The organism is Rhodococcus tukisamuensis NBRC 100609 (genome assembly GCF_001894985.1).
Classification (GTDB): Bacteria; Actinomycetota; Actinomycetes; order Mycobacteriales; family Mycobacteriaceae; genus Rhodococcus_G; species Rhodococcus_G tukisamuensis.
This window is the reverse complement of record NZ_BCXG01000003.1, coordinates 95,017-112,463: the sequence shown is the minus strand read 5'-3', so window position 1 is coordinate 112,463 and position 17,447 is coordinate 95,017. Positions and strand designations below refer to the sequence as shown.

At 72.3% G+C, this 17,447-nt stretch carries 12 protein-coding genes; 4 read left to right on the top strand and 8 right to left on the bottom strand.

Annotation, left to right across the window (positions count from 1 at the left end):
- Positions 1-52: 52 nt before the first annotated feature.
- The 5 genes from RT2_RS26785 to RT2_RS04430 all read right to left on the bottom strand — a co-directional run bounded on the left by RT2_RS26785 (position 53) and on the right by RT2_RS04430 (position 7,917).
- A complete protein-coding gene (locus tag RT2_RS26785) occupies positions 53-4,525 on the bottom strand; it encodes an alpha-(1->3)-arabinofuranosyltransferase domain-containing protein (RefSeq protein ID WP_371851140.1) in 4,473 nt (1,490 codons plus the stop codon).
- A 13-nt stretch (positions 4,526-4,538) separates the two neighbouring features.
- The gene (locus RT2_RS04445; protein WP_072843325.1) at positions 4,539-4,709 is read right to left on the bottom strand and encodes a DUF2613 domain-containing protein; all 171 of its coding nucleotides are present in this window, start codon (positions 4,707-4,709) and stop codon (positions 4,539-4,541) included.
- Between the two features lie 41 nt (positions 4,710-4,750).
- On the bottom strand, positions 4,751-6,205 hold the full coding sequence (locus RT2_RS04440; protein WP_072843324.1) for a glycosyltransferase 87 family protein: 1,455 nt from the start codon (positions 6,203-6,205) through the stop codon (positions 4,751-4,753).
- A gap of 105 nt (positions 6,206-6,310) precedes the next feature.
- Positions 6,311-7,402: an isochorismate synthase gene (locus tag RT2_RS04435; RefSeq protein WP_072843323.1), complete on the bottom strand. Its 1,092-nt coding sequence runs from the start codon at positions 7,400-7,402 to the stop codon at positions 6,311-6,313.
- Between the two features lie 47 nt (positions 7,403-7,449).
- Positions 7,450-7,917: a universal stress protein gene (locus tag RT2_RS04430; protein WP_072843322.1), complete on the bottom strand. Its 468-nt coding sequence runs from the start codon at positions 7,915-7,917 to the stop codon at positions 7,450-7,452.
- A gap of 89 nt (positions 7,918-8,006) precedes the next feature.
- Between RT2_RS04430 and RT2_RS04425 the strand changes: the two genes are divergently transcribed.
- Positions 8,007-9,209, top strand: coding sequence for a glycoside hydrolase family 3 N-terminal domain-containing protein (locus RT2_RS04425; RefSeq protein ID WP_072843321.1), 1,203 nt, complete (start codon positions 8,007-8,009; stop codon positions 9,207-9,209).
- 130 nt (positions 9,210-9,339) lie between these two features.
- The gene (locus tag RT2_RS04420) at positions 9,340-9,939 is read left to right on the top strand and encodes a TetR/AcrR family transcriptional regulator (RefSeq protein WP_072843320.1); all 600 of its coding nucleotides are present in this window, start codon (positions 9,340-9,342) and stop codon (positions 9,937-9,939) included.
- Positions 9,940-10,007: 68 nt separating this feature from the next.
- On the opposite strand, the gene RT2_RS04415 is transcribed toward RT2_RS04420, so the two are convergent.
- Together RT2_RS04415 and RT2_RS04410 are read right to left on the bottom strand one after the other, a co-directional pair.
- Positions 10,008-10,883, bottom strand: coding sequence for a MaoC/PaaZ C-terminal domain-containing protein (locus RT2_RS04415; RefSeq protein ID WP_072843319.1), 876 nt, complete (start codon positions 10,881-10,883; stop codon positions 10,008-10,010).
- Entirely contained in the window at positions 10,883-12,229 is a 1,347-nt protein-coding gene (locus tag RT2_RS04410; RefSeq protein ID WP_072843318.1) for a 3-oxoacyl-ACP reductase, read from the bottom strand. The genes RT2_RS04415 and RT2_RS04410 overlap by 1 nt, the downstream gene beginning before the upstream one ends.
- Positions 12,230-12,360: 131 nt before the next feature.
- Here RT2_RS04410 and RT2_RS04405 point away from each other — a divergent pair, with 131 nt between their 5' ends.
- A complete protein-coding gene (locus RT2_RS04405) occupies positions 12,361-13,707 on the top strand; it encodes an acetyl-CoA C-acetyltransferase (protein WP_072843514.1) in 1,347 nt (448 codons plus the stop codon).
- 143 nt (positions 13,708-13,850) lie between these two features.
- On the opposite strand, the gene RT2_RS04400 is transcribed toward RT2_RS04405, so the two are convergent.
- Positions 13,851-15,392, bottom strand: coding sequence for a GMC family oxidoreductase (locus RT2_RS04400; protein ID WP_072843317.1), 1,542 nt, complete (start codon positions 15,390-15,392; stop codon positions 13,851-13,853).
- 802 nt (positions 15,393-16,194) lie between these two features.
- On the opposite strand from RT2_RS04400, the gene RT2_RS04395 reads away from it, so the two are divergent.
- The gene (locus RT2_RS04395) at positions 16,195-17,022 is read left to right on the top strand and encodes a glycoside hydrolase family 19 protein (protein WP_072843316.1); all 828 of its coding nucleotides are present in this window, start codon (positions 16,195-16,197) and stop codon (positions 17,020-17,022) included.
- Positions 17,023-17,447: the final 425 nt, after the last annotated feature.

Genomic DNA, 17,447 nt, shown 5'->3' with positions numbered 1-17,447 from the left:
TGTTCGTGCTGGTGCTGACGCTGGTGCTGAGCCTGGCGGTGGCGTCGGCCAGCTACGCGCTGGTGGAGGAGCCGGTGCGGCGTGCGCTCGCCGGCTGGGAGAGCCGGCGCCGGGCCGCCCGGGCCGCCCGCGCCGAGATCGGCAGCACCGCCAGGCCCACCGCGACCACCGAGACCAGCGCCGCCAGCTGAACCAGGGCCGAGTGCCCGACGTACCCGGTCGGGGACCGCCAGGGCCCGGTGGAGAGCAGCACGGCGCTGAGCGCGGTGCCGGCGCCGGCGATGCCCACCAGGACGCGGGCGGCCGTCGCGGGCGAGCGCCGCACCCCGACCGTCACCGCGAGCGCGGTCACCGCCGCCGCGACCAGCGTGCCGACCGGGCCGGCGACGAGGGTGGCCAGCGCCAGCACCCCGAGGTAGCCGACGGTGACGCTGCGCCAGGTGCGGGGGGCCGGGCCGAGGCCGTCCTCCGTGCGCGGACGAGGGCGCGGCCACGCCGCGAGCGCCAGCAGCGGGATCAGGGCGAGCAGTCCCACCCCGATGCCGAGCCGGTACCAGCGGTCGGTGGGGTAGGTCAGGGTGACGGCGCCGTCGGTGCCGGCGGGCAGGATCCAGCCCTGCTGCCAGCCGTCGACCACCACCGGGGCGAGTTCGGTGCCGTCGGCCGCGGCGGCGACCCAGCCGACGTTGTGCGACTCCGGGACCACCAGCAGCCGGTCGGCGGCGGCCGGGTCGACGCGCAGGTCGCGGCGGTCGGCGGACCAGCCGTCGGTGGGCACCCGGGTGGCGGGCAGGGCGGCGGGCACGGCCGGGGCCGCGGCGACGCCCGTCGCGGTGAGCGCCAGGCCGTCGACCGAGAACGCCGGACCGGGCACCACCACCACGTCCTGCCGCCCGGCCGTCAGGGGGACCTCCAGGTCGACGCCGCCCGAGGGGGAGTCCTGGTCGGCGGTGACGGCGCCGTCGGGCCCCTCGACCGAGCAGACGGTCGCGGGCACCGGTGCGCCGGAACGCAACTGGCCGACGGTCGCGGTGACGGAGGTCCGCAGCACGTGACCGGCGAACGAGACGGCCGGCCCCTCGTCGCAGCCGACGGCGACGGTGCGCTCGGTCGCCGACCACGGGTCGTCGCCCGTGCCGGCGACCAGACGGTCGCCCGTGGTGAGCACCCCGACCTCAGCGAGTCCGGTCGGCTGCTGCTGGGCGAACCCGAAGGCCGTCCGGTCCAGCAGGTCCTCCCAGCCGACGATGCTCAGCTCGATTCGGTCGGTGACGGCCGGTTCGAGTCGAATGACCTTGCCGTCGCCTACTTCTCGCACCTGCGGTCCGGTGCCGAGGTCCACCGCGACCGAGGTCGGCGCGGCGGGCAGCGTGCCGAGACTCGCCGTCAGGTCCAGGCCGGTCACCAGGGTGGGCTCCGGAAGCGTCAGCGTCAGAGTCGGTTTCGCGCCCCGACCGCGGGCGCTCTCGGACGGGGCGATCCAGGTGGTGCGGGGGTCGCCGTCGACGGCGGCGGAGGCGGCGCCGCGGGCGTCGCCGATCGCGGCCTTGCCCACCGCGAGTGCCCGGTCGGGGTCGGCGAGCAGCGCGTCGAGCGCCGCGCCCTGCCGGGACCGCACCAGCAGTCGCGGCGCGACGGCGGTGTCGTGGGGCACCGACAGGGTGCGGTCGAACACCCCGGGCTCCTCGGGGTGCAGGGCCAGGCCGGCCTGGCAGCGCACCCGGTCCGCGGCGTCCACGCAGCCGGTGTGGCCCGGGAGTTCCTGTCCCAGGTCCCAGCCGGCCACGGTCGCACCGGCGGGGGTCGGGGGCAGCACGGTGCGGTGCCGGATCGGTACCGGCACGGCGTGGTCCGAGTCCGAGAAGTCGTCCACGCCCAGCTCGCTGATCCCGAACTGCATTCCCGCCGAGCCGTCCTCGGTCCTGACGGCGGTCACCTTCACCCACGGTGTGGGCCCCGGCGGCAGTGAGACCGTCAGCTGCGCCCCGGGTTCGGTCACCCGCACCATGGTGCTGCCGTTCGGGGTGGTGACCTCGATCAACTTCACGGGGGTGCCGAGCGCCGCGGCGCTGGTGCGCAGGTGCAGCAGCCCGCGGGTGATGGGGGTGTCGAGGTCCACCCGAAGCCACTGCCCGAGAGCGCTTTCGAGTCCGTTGCTGAACCAGCCGGTGGACTCGTCGCCGTCCACGGTGGCGGCGGGCCCCGCACCCGGTGCGGTACCGCCGAGCTGGGTGGCGTCCGACGCCGAACTCGAGACGGTGATCGTGGCGCCGTCCCACTGGCCGGTGACCAGGGGCGCGCCCTCCACCGCGTAGTCGGGCACCCGGTTGTGGGTGCGGCGCGGGTCGTCCGGGGCGCGCAGCGCGGAGCTGTGGTTGTCCACCTCGCCGAAGTCGGTCTCCCGGTCGGTCGGGGTGTCGGTTACCGTGACCGTCTCGACGGGCAGTCCCGCACGGGCCGCATCGGCGGCCAGCAGCACGGGCGCGGCGGTCGGCCCCGCGACTGCCGTGTCGCCGTCCGGGGGCCGGGAGTTGAGCCGCAGCAACGACTCCGGGCCGCCCTGCAGGACCGGCACCGAGGCCAGGTCCACGGTGTACGGACCGGCGGCGACGGGGTCGGGCCGGGCTGGGTCCTCGACCCGGAAGATCTCGATCGCCGGGTACCGCGGCCGCAGGTCCCCGTCGGAGACGAAGCCGTCCACGTGCCCGGGGCCGACGTCCTCGCCGAACTCCGCGACCTTGGTCAGCCCGGGCGAACCCTCGACCGCCTGGTGGACCAGCAGCGGGCGGGTGGAGCGGGAGGTGTCGGGATCGAGGTCGTTGCGCACCACCAGGTAGCTGATGCCCTGCCCGAGCAGCGTCGGGGCCAACCCGGCGGAGGGGCTGCCGTCGGCGATCAGCCGCTGCACGGAGTCGAGGGCGCGGATCGCGCCGGGAGGCACCAGCGGCACCACGTCGCGGACCGCCCACGGGGTGCTGGCCAGCGCCTGCAGCGGCTCGTCGCGGGTCAGGCCCCACACCTGGCTGGCGAACGGGGCGCCGGGCACCAGCAGCGCGCGCTGCGCGTCCGAACGGTCGGGTGAGTCGCCGCCCGCGTGCTCGTCGAGCCAGTCCGCGGCCTCCTGCCAGTAGCCGGGCACCTCCGGGTAGGCGCCGCGCGGGGCGATCCGGCCGGTCCAGGCCACGGAGGTGGCGAGGGTGAGGGCGACCAGGAGCAGGCTGGTCACCGCGACCATCGGCTCCCGCTCGGGGTGCGCGAAGGCGCTGCGCCAACGCGGCCCCGGCACGGACCCGGGCAGCGGGACCTTCGCCAGCAGGTGCGCCAGGCCCAGCACGAGAGGCAGCCGGACCAGCGGTTCGAGTTTGTGCACGTTGCGCAGCGGGGCGCCGCCGGAGTCGAGGAACTGCCGGACGGTGTCCGCGACCGGGGACCCGAGTTCGCCGACGTAGCCGGCCGCCAGGCCGGCCAGCCCGACGAACAGGATCAGCGTCAGCCGGCCCCGCGCCGGCATCGCCCGCATCGCCAACCCGGCCATCCCGGCGGCCGCGATCAGCCCGGTCGCGACCACCGCGGCCGGCTGGGTGACCAGCACCGCGCCGCCGATGCGCTCGGGGGAGACGAACGGCGTCCAGCTGTCGGTGCCGCGCAGCACCTCGGCGAGGCTGGTCCACTGGGTGGTGACGCCCGACGACTCGATGTAGTCCAGGAACGGCGGGCTGACCCGGCCGAGCAGCAGCAGCGGCACCATCCACCAGGCGACGGCGACGACGCACAGCGGCAGCCACCACACGGTGAAACGCCACCAGCGGCGGTTCGGCCGGTGCGCCACCCACCACAGGGCGGCGACCAGGCAGGCGGCGGCGGTGGCGACGGCGTTGACCGCGCCCATCAGCGCGACGGCCAGCGCGGACTGCGCGGCCAGTCGCGGCATCGAGGCGCTCCGCGCCTGTGCGCCCTTCTGGTCGTGCTGACTACCGGAAAGGCGCACGGGCGACGTAGTCGCCAGGATCACCGGGAGCAGCACCCACGGGGCCAGCATCATCGGCAGCGACTCGGAGGAGATCGAGCCGAGGGTGGTCAGGACGCGGGGCGCGAAGGCGAACGCGACCGCGGCGACGATCCGGGAGCTACGGCTGCCGACGCCGAGCGCCTCCGCGACCCGCACGACGCCCCAGAAGCCGGCGACCAGCAGCAACGCCCACCACAGCCGTTGGGTGATCCACGGCGGCACGTGCGCGAGCTGGCCGAGTGCGAAGAACGCGCCGTGCGGGAAGAAGTAGCCGTACGCCTGGTTCTGCACCTGGCCGAGCGGGGCCTGGCTGCTCCACAGGTGGGAGGCGCGGGCGAGGAACCCGATCGGGTTCGCGGTGAGGTCGTACTTGGTGTCGGCGACGAGCAGTCCGGGGGACTGGATGAAGACGAGCACCAGTGCCACGACGGAGGCGCCGAACAACCACCGCCTCGAGAGGGGTTCGGTGTTCGGCGCCTCGGACGTCGAGACTTCGGTGGTGCGGGTGACCGGGATCGTCGTGGAGCGGTTAGCGGCTGCCGTACTCGACCTGGTTCAGCAGGGAGGACGTGTTGTTGCCGCTGGTGTCGACGTCCGGGCGGGTGTTGTCCGAGGCGGCCGCGGTAACGCCGAACACGGCGCCGATGCCGAGGATCGCGCCGACCACTGCACTTGCCACACCGGGGACAAGGAACTTCATCTCGGATCTCCCATTTGCTGCTGCCTGGACAACGTGTCGCGTCAAGGTATCACCCGCGCCGTCGGTGCCGGGTCCGCTTCCCCCTCGTCGGCCCGTTGCGGCGGCCGGATCGGCTCCGGCGCCGCGCCTTCCAGGGCGTTGCCGCCGGGGCGCGCGCCGTCGAGGGCGGCCGGCAGCGGGAAGTCGTCGACGGCGCCGCGGGGTCGGGCCAGCAGGGTCGCGGCCGCGAGGACGGCGAACGCCAGCGGGTAGCAGCCCGCGTAGACCGGCGCCAGGACGTGTGCCCACCAGCGGTCGGGGTCGATCGGCATCATGAACAGCCCGATGCCGATCGGGTGCTCGGCGCCGTGCAGGCCGGGGCGGTCGGGGTAGTCGTGCCACCAGGTCAGCGCGGGGAGGGCCGCCGCGACCGGCACCAGCCATCGCAGTCGTGCCGCGGAGGTGAGCGCGAAGTGCAGGGCCAGCACGAACAGCGGCACGAACCACGCCCAGTGGTGTCCCCACGAGAACGGGGAGACGGTGGCCGCCGTCATCGCGGTCAGCACGATGGCGAGCAGTTCGTGCCCGCGACGGTGGGCGACCCGCGCGGCGGCGACGCCAAGGACCACGGCGGGCACCGCGAACAGCAGCCACATCCAGGTCGGCGGCTCGAACACCCCGGCGTTGTCCGGGTTCGAGTACCGGGCGACGTCGTAGAAGCGGAGCAGCTGCCCGAGCACGCCGTTGACGGACTGGTTGCTCGGCGCGTCCACCGGGCCCACCCGTGCGGTGCTGCGGAACTGGCAGGTCCAGTACGACCAGGCATCGCCGGGGATCACCGCGAACCCGACCGCGACGGTGGCGGCGAGGGCGCCGAATGCGGTCACGCAGCTGCGCCACTGCCGGGTGACGGCGAGGTAGACCAGGAAGAAGCCTGGGGTGAGCTTGATGCCGGTGGCGACGCCGACGCCGACGCCCTTGAGGCGGGACCCGTCCGGCCGGGTCAGGTCCCACAGCACCAGCAGCATCAGGAAGACGTTGACCTGGCCGAGCCAGACGGTGGTGCGGACGGGTTCGAGCGCGGTGGCGGCCACCGCGAGCAGCACGCTGAGCAGCCGCACCCGGCGGTCGAGCCGGTAGCCGAGGCTCTTGAAACTCAGTGCGACGGTCGCGGCCAGCGCGAGGAACGTCGCCGACCACCACAGGACGTTCGCGGCGGACTGGGTGATCAGCGCGAGCGGCGCGAACACGATCGCGGCGAACGGCGTGTAGGTGAACTGCATCCCGAACAGGACCGGGCCGTCGTAGACACCGGTGCGCTGTACGACGGCGTCGCCGCCCGCGCGGTAGATCGCCAGGTCCGCGTAGTTCCTGAACAGTCCGTAGAACGGGTTGTCCAGCGGCACCGCGACCACGTGGAAGACCAGCACCCCGACCGCGGCGACCGCGGCGGCGGCCACCAGCGGCCACCCGACGACCGGCGCCTCGGCGGGTGTTCCCGGTGGCTTGGTCAACACGAGCAACGACGCTACGTCGAGACGACGACGAGGTGCGGGAACGGCGAACGGCGGTGTCGCCGGGCGGCCTGGATCGGCGCCGGGGCCCAGGTCAGGGGTCCCGGGTCAGGAGGTTCCGGACACGCCCAGCGCGCCGAGCAGGGTGCCCAGCTTGGTGGAGGTCTCCGCGAGCTCGGCGTCGGGGTCCGACTCGGCGACGATGCCGCCGCCGGCCCAGGCGCGCAGCCGCAGTCCGTCGGCGTCCACCTCGGCGCACCGGATCGCGACCACCCACTCGCCGTCGCCGTCGGCGTCGCACCAGCCGACCGCGCCGCCGTAGAAGCCGCGGGGTTCCTCGGTCTCACGGATGGCGGCGAGCGCGGCGGCGAACGGGGTGCCGCCGACAGCCGGGGTGGGGTGCAGCAGCCGGGCCAGCTCCAGCGCGGTCGGCGCCGGCTCGCGCAGCACGCCGCTGATCGGGGTGGCCAGGTGCCACACCTGCCGGGTGCTGACCAGCCGCGGGGCGTCGGGCACGGTCAGTTCGGTGCACACCGGCGCCAGCGCGTCGCGGATCCAGTCGGTGACGAAGGCGTGTTCGGCGCGGTTCTTGCCGGAGGCCAGCAGCCGGTCGCCCTCGGCGCTGTCGGCGGCGGGGTCGGTGTGCCGCGGGGCGGTGCCGGCCAGCGGGAAGCACACCACCTCCCGGCCGGTGCGCCGCAGCAGCAGTTCCGGGCTGGCGCCGACGAGGGCGCGGCCGACGTACTCGCCGCCGGCGGGGCTCAGGTCCACCCCGAAGCCGTTGCCGACGGGGTCCTGCGCGACCAGCCGGGCCAGCAGCGACCACGGTCGCACTGGTTCCGACGCCTCGACGACCACCGACCGCGCCGCGACCACCTTGTCGAGTTCGCCGGCGCGCAGCCGCGCCACCAGCCGCGCCACCCGGGCCCGGTGCTCGTCGGGGGTGGGCAGTTCGCCGGTGATCCGGACCGTGGGCAGCGCGGGCAGCGAGTCGGGCCGCCACGGACCGGCGCTGCGGTGCGCGGTCTCGGGGGCGGTGAGGGCGGCGGGCCCGGCGGGGTCGAACGGCAGCGCGCCGACCACCAACGGCACCGTGCATCGGGCGAGAGCCTCGGCGGCGGCGTCGATTCCGCGGTACTGGTCCCGGCTGCCGGAGGTGCGCAGGGTCCGGTCGGCGCGCGAGAGCAGGAAACCGTTCATGTCGGTTCCCGACGATAGTCGGCGCGCCCGGTGCCGGGCTCAGGCGGCTACTTGCCGGGCGGCACGATCAGCACCGGCCGGTGGCTGTGCCGCAGCACGTGGTCGGCGACCGAGGACTGCAGCAGCGACCGCAACCCGGTGGTGCCGCGGGTGCCGGTGACGATGATGTCGGCGTTCAGGTCGTCGGCGGTCTCGACGATGGTGGTCCAGATGGTGGCGGTGCACTCCGCGCAGCGGCCCTCCGCGTTGAGTCCCGCGGCGAAGGCCAGGTCGAGTCCCTCCGCGTTGGTGGTCTTCGCGTCGGTGAGGGCGATGTCCTCGCTGTCCTCGTCCGGCACCCACTCCGGTTGCATGACGCCCGAGAGCCCGGACATCCGGGCGGCCTGGCGGACCATCGGTTCCCAGGCGGTGACCACGACCGCGCGCTGGGCGCTGAGAAAACGGCCCGCGTACTCGATGGCGCGCTTCGCGTTGTCGGATCCGTCGTACGCGATGAGAATCAGATCGGCGGGCATCGAGACCTCCTCGTTCCGGGGGCGATCTACCCGCCAGGCTACCTGCTGGCCGGTGTCCCGGGGCCTCGATCTGACCTAGGCTCGACGTCGTGAAGTCCACCCGGTTGCCCCGCGTCGTCGCCCTGTTCCTCGGTCTGGGCCTGCTCACCGCATGTGGCTCCCCCGCCACCGAGAACACGGCCACCGAGAACACCGCGACCGTGACGTCCACAAGGGTCGAACCCGCCCCCGCGGCGCCGGGGTCGGACCCGGTCACCGGGGCCCGGGACCAGAACCTGCCGGCCGTGTGCGGCGCCGACTTCCTCGACCGGATGTCGGAGCGGCACAAGCTGGCGCAGCTGCTCAACGTCGGCGTGGCGTCCACCGCGGACGCGATCGACGTGGTGCGGCGCGAGCAGGTCGGCGGCATCTTCGTGGGCAGCTGGACCGACGAGTCGATGCTGCGGGATCGGCAGGTGCCCAAGGTGCAGGCGGCCGCCGAGGTGCCGCTGATGGTGACCATCGACGAGGAGGGCGGCCGGGTGTCCCGCGTCGCGGACCTGCTCGGCGAGGATCCCGCGCCGCGGACGGTGGCGGAGACCATGACGCCGGAGCAGACCTACCAGTTGGCCCTCGCCCGGGGCCGCGGCCTGCGCGGCCTCGGCATCACCGTCGACTACGCGCCGGTGGTGGACGTGAGCTCCCAGCCCGCGGACTCGGTGATCGGGGACCGGTCGTTCAGCGACGACCCGGCCGTGGTCACGGAGTACGCCGGCGAGTACGCCCGCGGCCTGCGCGACGCCGGTGTGCTCCCGGTGATCAAGCACTTCCCGGGCCACGGTTCCGCGTCCGGCGACTCGCACACCGGCGCGGTGACGACGCCGCCGCTGGACCAGCTTCAGACCAGCGACCTGGTGCCCTACCGGACGCTGGTGACCACCGGCGTCGGCGTGATGGTCGGGCACCTGGACGTGCCGGGGCTGACCGAGCCCGGCGTGCCGGCGAGCATCAGCCCGGCGGCGATGAATCTGCTGCGGACCGGGACCGGCTACGGGGCGCCGCCGTTCGACGGGCCGATCTTCACCGACGACCTCAGCGGGATGAAGGCGATCACCGCGCGGATGGACGTCCCGCAGGCGGTCGGGGCGGCGCTGACGGCGGGCGCGGACGTGGCGTTGTGGCTGACCACCGCCGAGGTACCGCAGGTGCTCGACCACCTGCAGCAGCTGATGGCGTCGGGCCAACTCAGTGCCGCGCAGGTGGACGCGTCGGTGCTCCGGGTCGCCCGGGCGAAGGGCGTGCTCAGCTGCTGACCGGCGAGGGCGGTGTCGGACGGTTTCCGCGGGTCAGGGACAATGTTCCACGGCAGACGCTCATTCTTACTCTAGAGTAAGATCGATCTCGGGGTACCCGCATCCAGTGGGCCCCGACTCTGGAGGACACATGGCTGGCGGCACGAAGCGGCTCCCACGGGCGGTACGCGAGCAGCAGATGCTCGACGCGGCCGTCGAAGTGTTCTCAGCCAACGGATTCCATGACACGTCGATGGACGCGATCGCCGCGACCGCGCAGATATCGAAGCCGATGCTGTACCTGTACTACGGGTCCAAGGACGAGCTGTTCACGGCGTGCATCCAGCGCGAGGGCGTGCGCTTCGTCGAGGCGATCACCCCGGCCGCCGACCCGCACCTGACGCCCCGCGAGCAGCTGCGGGCCGCGCTGGTGGGGTTCCTCGGCTTCGTCGACTCGAACCGGTCGTCCTGGATGGTGCTGTACCGGCAGTCGATGGGGCAGCAGGCGTTCGCCAGTCAGGTGCGCGGCAGCCGTGAGCGGCTGATCGAGCTCACCGCGAAGCTGCTCGAGTCCAGCACCAAGGACCCCGAGGAGGGCACTGACTTCGGCATCATGGCCGTGGCGCTGGTGGGTGCGGGCGAGGCGGTCGCGGACCGCGTGGCCGGCGGCGAGATCGCCGTCGCCGCGGCGGCGGACCTGCTGGAGAACCTGGCCTGGCGTGGCCTGGCCGGCAAGAAGCGCGACCACTAGGCGCTGCACGCCTGTGCGCCTTTCCGGCTGCTCCAGCAACCAGAAAGGCGCACAGGCGGCGGAGCCGCCTAACGCAGGGTGGCGGTGAGGTGCGGGTAGCCCTTCTTGGGGTGGCGCAACGCCAGGTCCCAGCCGGACCCGTCCGGGCCGGTGACCTCGTCGGCGTACACGTTCACCGTGGCCGGCAGCACCACCGGCTTGCCGAACTTCACCCGGTAGGTGACCGCGTCGGCGATCCGTCCCTCGACCGCGCCGAGCACCGCTGCCGCGCTCCACATGCCGTGCGCGATGGTGCGCGGGAACCCGAAGGCCTTGGCGCCCAACGACGAGACGTGGATCGGGTTGCGGTCGCCCGAGACCGCGGCGTAGCGGCTGATGGTCGACTGGTCCACCCGCAGCGTGCGCATCGGCCGCGGCGGTGCCTCCTCGGTGCGCGCCTCCCGCGGCTCCTTCGGCGCATCCGTGGGATGCATCTTCAGGAACGTGCTGACCTGACGCCACACCAGTTCTCGTCCCACCGAGATCTCGCTGACGAAGTCCACCTGGGTGCCCTTGGGGTGCGCGCGCAGGTTCTCCGCGTGCACCGCCAGGTCCAGCGGCTCGGACACCGAGATCGGTCGGAACCGCTCGATCACGTTCTCCGTGTGCACGGAACCGATTGCCGGGAACGGGAACTCGTTCGAGACCATCAGCTTCATCACCAGCGGGAACACCAGCGTGAACGGGTACGTGACGGGCAGGGTGTCGCCGAAGCGCAGGCCGCAGGCGCGGGCGTAGGCGGCCAGGTTGTCGGGGTCCACCCGCAGGCCCTCGAGGGCGAGGGTCTGCTTCGGCAGGCTCCGGCGGCCGCCCGAGCGGCGCAGCGGCAGCGCGCCCATCGCGGCCCGGGCGTAGATGTCCAGGGTGCCGGGCCGCTCGTGTAGCCGCACCACCTTTGCGGCCATCAGGCGCCCAGCAGCGACTGGCCGCACACCCGGACGACCTGCCCGGTGACGGCGTTGGACGCGGGGCTGGCGAAGTACGCGACGGTCTCGGCGACGTCGACGGTCTGCCCGCCCTGCAGCAGCGAGGACATCCGGCGGCCGGCCTCGCGGGTGGCAAACGGGATGGCCGCGGTCATCGCGGTCTCGATGAACCCGGGGGCGACGGCGTTGATGGTGATGTCCTGCTCGGCGAGCACCGGGGCGGTGGCCTGCACCAGGCCGATGACGCCCGCCTTGGAGGTGCCGTAGTTGGTCTGGCCGCGGTTGCCGGCGATGCCCGCGATGGAGGAGACGTCCACCACCCGGCCGCCCTTCTTCAGTGCGCCCTTGGCCACGAGGTGCTCGGTGATCTTCTGCGGGGCAAGCAGGTTGACGTTCATGACCAGGTCCCAGCGGCTCTCGTCCATGTTGGCGAGCAGCTTGTCGCGGGTGATGCCGGCGTTGTGGACGATGATGTCGGCGCCGCCGTGCCGCTCGAGCAGGTGCGCGGCCAGTCGTTCGGCGGCGTCGGCCGCGGTGACGTCCAGGGCGAGGGCGGTGCCGCCGACCTTGTTCGCGGTCTCCGACAGCGACTCGCCGGCGGCCGGGATGTCCGCGCACACCACGTGCGCGCCGTCGCGGGCGAGCACCTCGGCGATGGTGGCACCGATGCCGCGGGCGGCGCCGGTGACCACGGCGACCTTGCCCTCGAGCGGACGGTCCCACGAGGCCGGAGCGGCGGAGTCGGCGGCGCCGACCCGGATGACCTGGCCGGAGACGAACGCGGACTTCGCCGACAGCAGGAAGCGCAGGGTGGACTCGAGCCCGGTCAGGCCGGTCGCGGCGTCGGGGGAGACGTAGACCAACTGGGCCGTCCCGCCGCGCCGGAGTTCCTTGCCGACGCTGCGGGTGAAGCCCTCGAGTGCCCGCTGGGCGATCTGGGCGTCGACGCTGCCGGCCTGCTCGGGGGTGGTGCCGAGGACGACGATGCGGGCGCAGGAGGCGAGCTTGCGCATCTGCGGGGCGAAGAACTCGTAGAGCTGTTCGAGCTCGGTGACCTGGCTGATGCCGGTGGCGTCGAACACCAGCGCGCCGTTGCGGTCGTCGTGCGGCTGGCTGAACGTGTAGTCGGAGAGCAGTTCTCGCACCGGCTCGACGAGCCTGCCGTTGCCGCCGATCAGCAGCGGGCCGGCCAGTGCAGGCTCGCCCGCCCGGTACCGGCGCAGCTTCTCGGGCTGCGGGAGCCCGGTCTGCTTGGCGATGAACGCGCCCGGCGCGGACGAGAGGAACTGGGAGTAGAGATCGGGAGCGCCCTTGCTGGCTGCCACGGTCCACCTTCTTCGTCGATCGGGCACCCGGCGTCCGGGTGCGGTGTCGACATTGAACTTACTCTGGAGTAAGTTCAATGTCGAGGCAGGATCCCACCGCCGAGCCGGATCGCACATACATGGAGACCGACGTGACCCCGAGAGCCCGAAACAACAAGCCGGCCGCTGCATCCAAGAGTGCAGCCCCCACGCCCGCCGGCCGGCAACTTCGTCCCGTCGCCATCGTCGGCGGCAACCGTATCCCCTTCGCGCGCTCCGACAAGGCGTACGCGCAGGCGTCCAACCAGGACATGTTCACCGCCACCCTCGACGGACTGGTGAGCCGGTTCAACCTGCAGGGCGAGAAGCTCGGCATGGTGGTCGGCGGCGCGGTGCTCAAGCACAGCCGGGACTTCAACCTGATGCGCGAGAGCGTCCTCGGCAGCGCGCTGAGCCCGTACACCCCGGCCTTCGACCTGCAGCAGGCGTGCGGCACCGGCCTGCAGTCGATCGTCGCCGTCGGCGACGCCATCGCGGCCGGGCGGATCGACGCCGGCATCGGCGGCGGTGTGGACACCACCTCCGACGCGCCGATCGGCGTCAACGACGACCTGCGTGAGTTCCTGCTCTCCGTCAACCGCGCCAGGACCACCGCGGACCGGGTCAAGCTGCTCGGCCACCTCCGGCCCGCGATGGTCGGACTCGAGATCCCGCGCAACGGCGAGCCCCGCACCGGGATGTCGATGGGCGACCACGCCGCGATCACCGCCAAGGAATTCGGCGTCCGGCGCGAGGACCAGGACGAACTGGCAGCCGCCAGCCACCGGAACATGGCCGCCGCGTACGACCGCGGCTTCTTCGACGACCTGATCACCCCGTTCCTCGGCCTGACCCGCGACGACAACCTGCGCCCCGGCTCGACCGTCGAGAAGCTCGCGACCCTCAAGCCGGTGTTCGGCACCAAGCTCGGCGACGCCACCATGACCGCAGGCAACTCCACCCCGCTCACCGACGGTGCCTCCGCCGCGCTGCTGTCCACGGACGAGTGGGCCGCCGAGCGCAACCTGCCGGTGCTCGCACACCTGGTGGACTCCGAGACCGCCGCCGTCGACTACGTGCACGGGCCCGACGGACTGCTGATGGCGCCGACCTACGCGATCCCGAAGCTGCTCGCGCGGAACGGGTTGACGCTGCAGGACTTCGACTACTACGAGATCCACGAGGCGTTCGCCTCCGTGGTGCTCGCGACCCTGCAGGCCTTCGAGTCCGACGAGTACTGCAAGGAGCGGCTCGGTCTGGACAGCGCCCTCGGCTCCATCGACCGCAGCAAGCTCAACGTCAACGGCTCCTCGCTCGCGGCCGGCCACCCGTTCGCCGCGACCGGCGGCCGGATCGTGGCCTCGCTGGCGAAGATGCTGGCGGAGAAGGGGTCGGGCCGCGGCCTGATCTCCATCTGCGCCGCGGGCGGCCAGGGCGTCACGGCGATCATCGAGCGCTAGGCCGAAAAACCGCTGGACCCAGTAAGAGGGGGTCGCCGAGCCCTGCTCGGCCGTCGGCGCACGGCCCGGGAATCAGTCTGATTCGCGGGCCGTGCGCCTTTGGGTGGGATGCGGCCGGCCGGTAGCGGCCTGAATCCAAACCCCTAGCGGTGCGCCACAGCTGACGGCCCGGCAGACGATTGTGCGAGCAGGAAGTCCGCGCAGCGTTCGCCGACCATGATCGATGGAGCGTTGGTGTTGGCGTGCGGAATCCGCGGTAGCGCCGAGGCGTCGGCGACGCGGAGATTCTCCACACCTCGGACACGGAGCTTCTCGTCCAGGGGACTGTCGGGTTCACGACCCATCGCGACGCTGCAGGCTTGATGGTTTGTTGTGATCGCGTTGTCCCTGATGCATGCCTCGATGTCCGAGCCCGGGCCGGGGAGAAGTTCACGCCCGACGGTGGATGCGATCGGCTCGGTCGCGATGATCTCGCGCGTGCGCACCAGCGCCCGCACCAGCGCATCGACGTCCGCACGCTCGGAAAGCAGGTTCAGCCGGATCGCCGGTGGTGTCGCGGGATCCGATGAGCGAACCAGGACACTGCCGCGACTCTTGGGTGTCCAATACGAGGTCAACACGGACAACGCGGGCCGTAGGTTTCGTTCCTTGGGGTCGGCCAGGGCGTAGGAAGGGGTGAAGATCAGCTGAAAGTCGCATGCCGGGAGTCCGGCCGTCGACCGGATGTGCGCCAATGCTTCCGCGCCGTTACTGGTGAGCTTGCCCCGTCGGCGTAACAGCCACTGCAGCAACCATTTCGGCTTCCCGGCATCCGCAAAGCCGACGTATCCGGGAGCCAGAGCCCAGATCGCGAACGCGGTCGGGTGGTCGGTCAGGCCCTGACCGACGCGGGGGCTGTCGACAAGTGGGGTGATCCCGACGCTGCGGAGATGGGCCGTCGGACCGATGCCCGACAACTGCAGTAGTCGCGGCGTGCCGAACGCGCCGGCGCTCACGACGACCTCCCGGTCGGCGAATGCCCGCTGGATCCGTCCACGCCGGCGGTATTCGACGCCGACGGCGCGGCCGTCGCGGATGATCACCCGGCCGACCTCGGCCTTGGTGACGACGGTCAGATTCTTCTGGTGCCGGAGGTAGCCGCGCGCCGTGCTCCAGCGTTGGCCGTTGTGGATGGTGACGGGGGAGATCGCTGCACCGTCGAGGTCGGGTCCGCTGACGTCGTCGTTGGCGCCGACACCTGAGGCACGCGCCGCGGCGACGAAACGCCGAGACAATTCGTCGGGATACGGCACGCGGGTGACGCGCATCGGGCCCCGTTCGATCCGAGCGAACACCGGCGCCACGTCATTCCAGCCCCAGCCGGGCAGCTGCCAGCCGTCGTAGTCGAGACTGCTGCCCTTGACCCAGATCATCGCGTTCATCGCGCTGGAGCCGCCGAGCACCCGTCCGCGCGGTTGCGCGATCCGGCGGTTGGCGCAGCCGGGCTCTGGATCGGTTTCGTAGGCCCAGTCCAACGAGGTCCCGAACTGTCGGGGGTACGCCAGCGGCGCTCGGATCGTCAGCCGCCGATCCGATCCGCCGGCCTCGATCAACAGAACGGTTGACGCGGATTCTGTGGCCAACCGCCCGGCAACCGCGCAGCCGGCAGAGCCGGCCCCGACCACGACGAAGTCATATGTCGTCACGCGCAAGCTCCGTTCCCCTCGGAAGCCGCTGGCGTAGCGGGAGCCGGAAGGCCGGTGTCTGACGCTCGACTCCCGCGGTCCTCGCACGACAGTCACCTCGTCCAGCGTAGGTCTGCACGGCGAGGGCGAACAAGCCCTTCGTTCTCGTCCGACTTCGGTATCGCGAACCGTTCGTCGAGTCCGCCCGGGCGCACATTCGGGGGCGCCGGCCTGGGGCGGGTGGGGCGGGTGTTCGGTATCGGGAAGGTCACGGGGGCCCTCCGGATGGTGTTCGCGTCGTTATCAAGCGCCGCATCCGGACCGGTTGCCGATGTTAGGTAGGGCACTGACCGGGTGCCTCGTGTCCGCCCTCTGCGGGCCGCGAAGGTGGCCGGCGCCCGGGGTGGGAGGCCGCTGCGGAACGGCGCTGACGGCCGTCGTGAGCGCTGGGGATCGGGCCGCTCGCCCGCGTCGGATCTTTGGGCGAATCTAATTGCAGTACAACAATTCCGGGCGTCCTCTCGGTCGCTCGACGCGCCGACCCACGGGTGGGGTGACCGCGGCAGTGCGGGCGTCGGAGCGCCGCCACGCCGAGTGCCTTCGGGGCAGATCGGATTCGACCGAATGTCAACCCGACACGCCAGAAGAAAGAATGTGATGCTCGTCTCGATTGGTTGAAACCTGGGCTACCTGCGACGTTACCTGGTTGTGACCTAATTGCTGCGTGACGGTGACCTGTGAGGGACGGGGAAGTCCTTCGCAACACCCGCGGCATCCGATCGCCAGGCCGACGCGCCTTTCGGCCGAATCTTGGAGTACGACCTTGCACGTCTCACACTCGCGCCATTTCCGTGCGGCCATTGCCGCCGCCGCCTTGACCACCTGTGTCGTCGGTTTCGTCGGCCCCGGCGTCGCGAGCGCCGACACCACTGACACCGCCGCTGCGGGCGTCGTCGCCGCTCCGGTCCGGTTCCACGAAGCCGGGGACCTGTTCAAGGTGCTCCAGTTCCCCACCCTTCCCGGCGCCGACTCGGGGTCGGCCGACCAGGCTCAGCCCGGAGCCGTGGAGACGGCCCCGGCGCCGGAGGCGGCTCCGGCACCCCCGCCCCCGCCGCCCCCGCTCGCGGTGACCCCGGACGAGCTGGCGCGCATCGTGCCCGGCATGCCCGCGGAGAAGATCGCGGCGTACGTCGAGCCTCTGAACGCGGCGATGACGCGCGGCGGTATCGACAACCCCGTCCGCCAGGCGGCCTTCATTGCGCAGCTCGCCGTCGAGTCCGACTCGTTCCGGACATTCGAGGAGTACGCGTCCGGGCGCGCCTACGAGGGTCGAGCGGACCTCGGAAACACCCACGCGGGCGACGGGGAGCGCTACAAGGGCCGCGGCGCCATCCAGATCACCGGCCGCCACAACTACGAGAGCGTGAGCGCGTACACGGGCGTCGACTTCGTCGCGCAGCCCGAGCTTCTCGAGGCACCGGAGAACGCCTTCGCCACCGCCGCCTGGTACTGGACCTCGAGGAACCTCAACCAGGTCGCCGACACCGCCGGAATCGTCCGGGTGTCCGAGCTCGTCAACGGCGGCCACCACGCCCTCGATCGGCGGGTGCGGGACTTCCAGCGCGGCCTGGACGTTCTGCTCCAGCCGTAACGCGGACAGCGAGCGCCGCGACCGAGCGCTGACGCGACCCACCACGCAGGGCCCTACGGATCGGTACACGCCGAGCGGGAGGGCCCTGCGTCTGTTCGCGCCGGGTCGGCTGCGCCGGCGGCGCAGCCACCGTTCATGTCGCCCTGGCCGTTCTGTCGGTTCGTTCGCGCCGCAGCCCCCGGCGACGATGTACAGCGTCTGTCCGGGCAACACGGCAGTCCGGAGGTGACGCGTTGGACATGGACGCGTGTTGGTGATTTCGGCGTCAGACCTCCGGCGAGCGGCTCCTGCCTCGAGAGTCCGCCCAGACACCCGCTCGATTACGCCGGGATCGTCGGGGACGGCCGGTCGCGGCGGGTGCACGGCAGTCGCAGCACTCTGGCGGTTGCCGCTCGGGATCCACGTGTAATGCCTGGTAGTCGCAC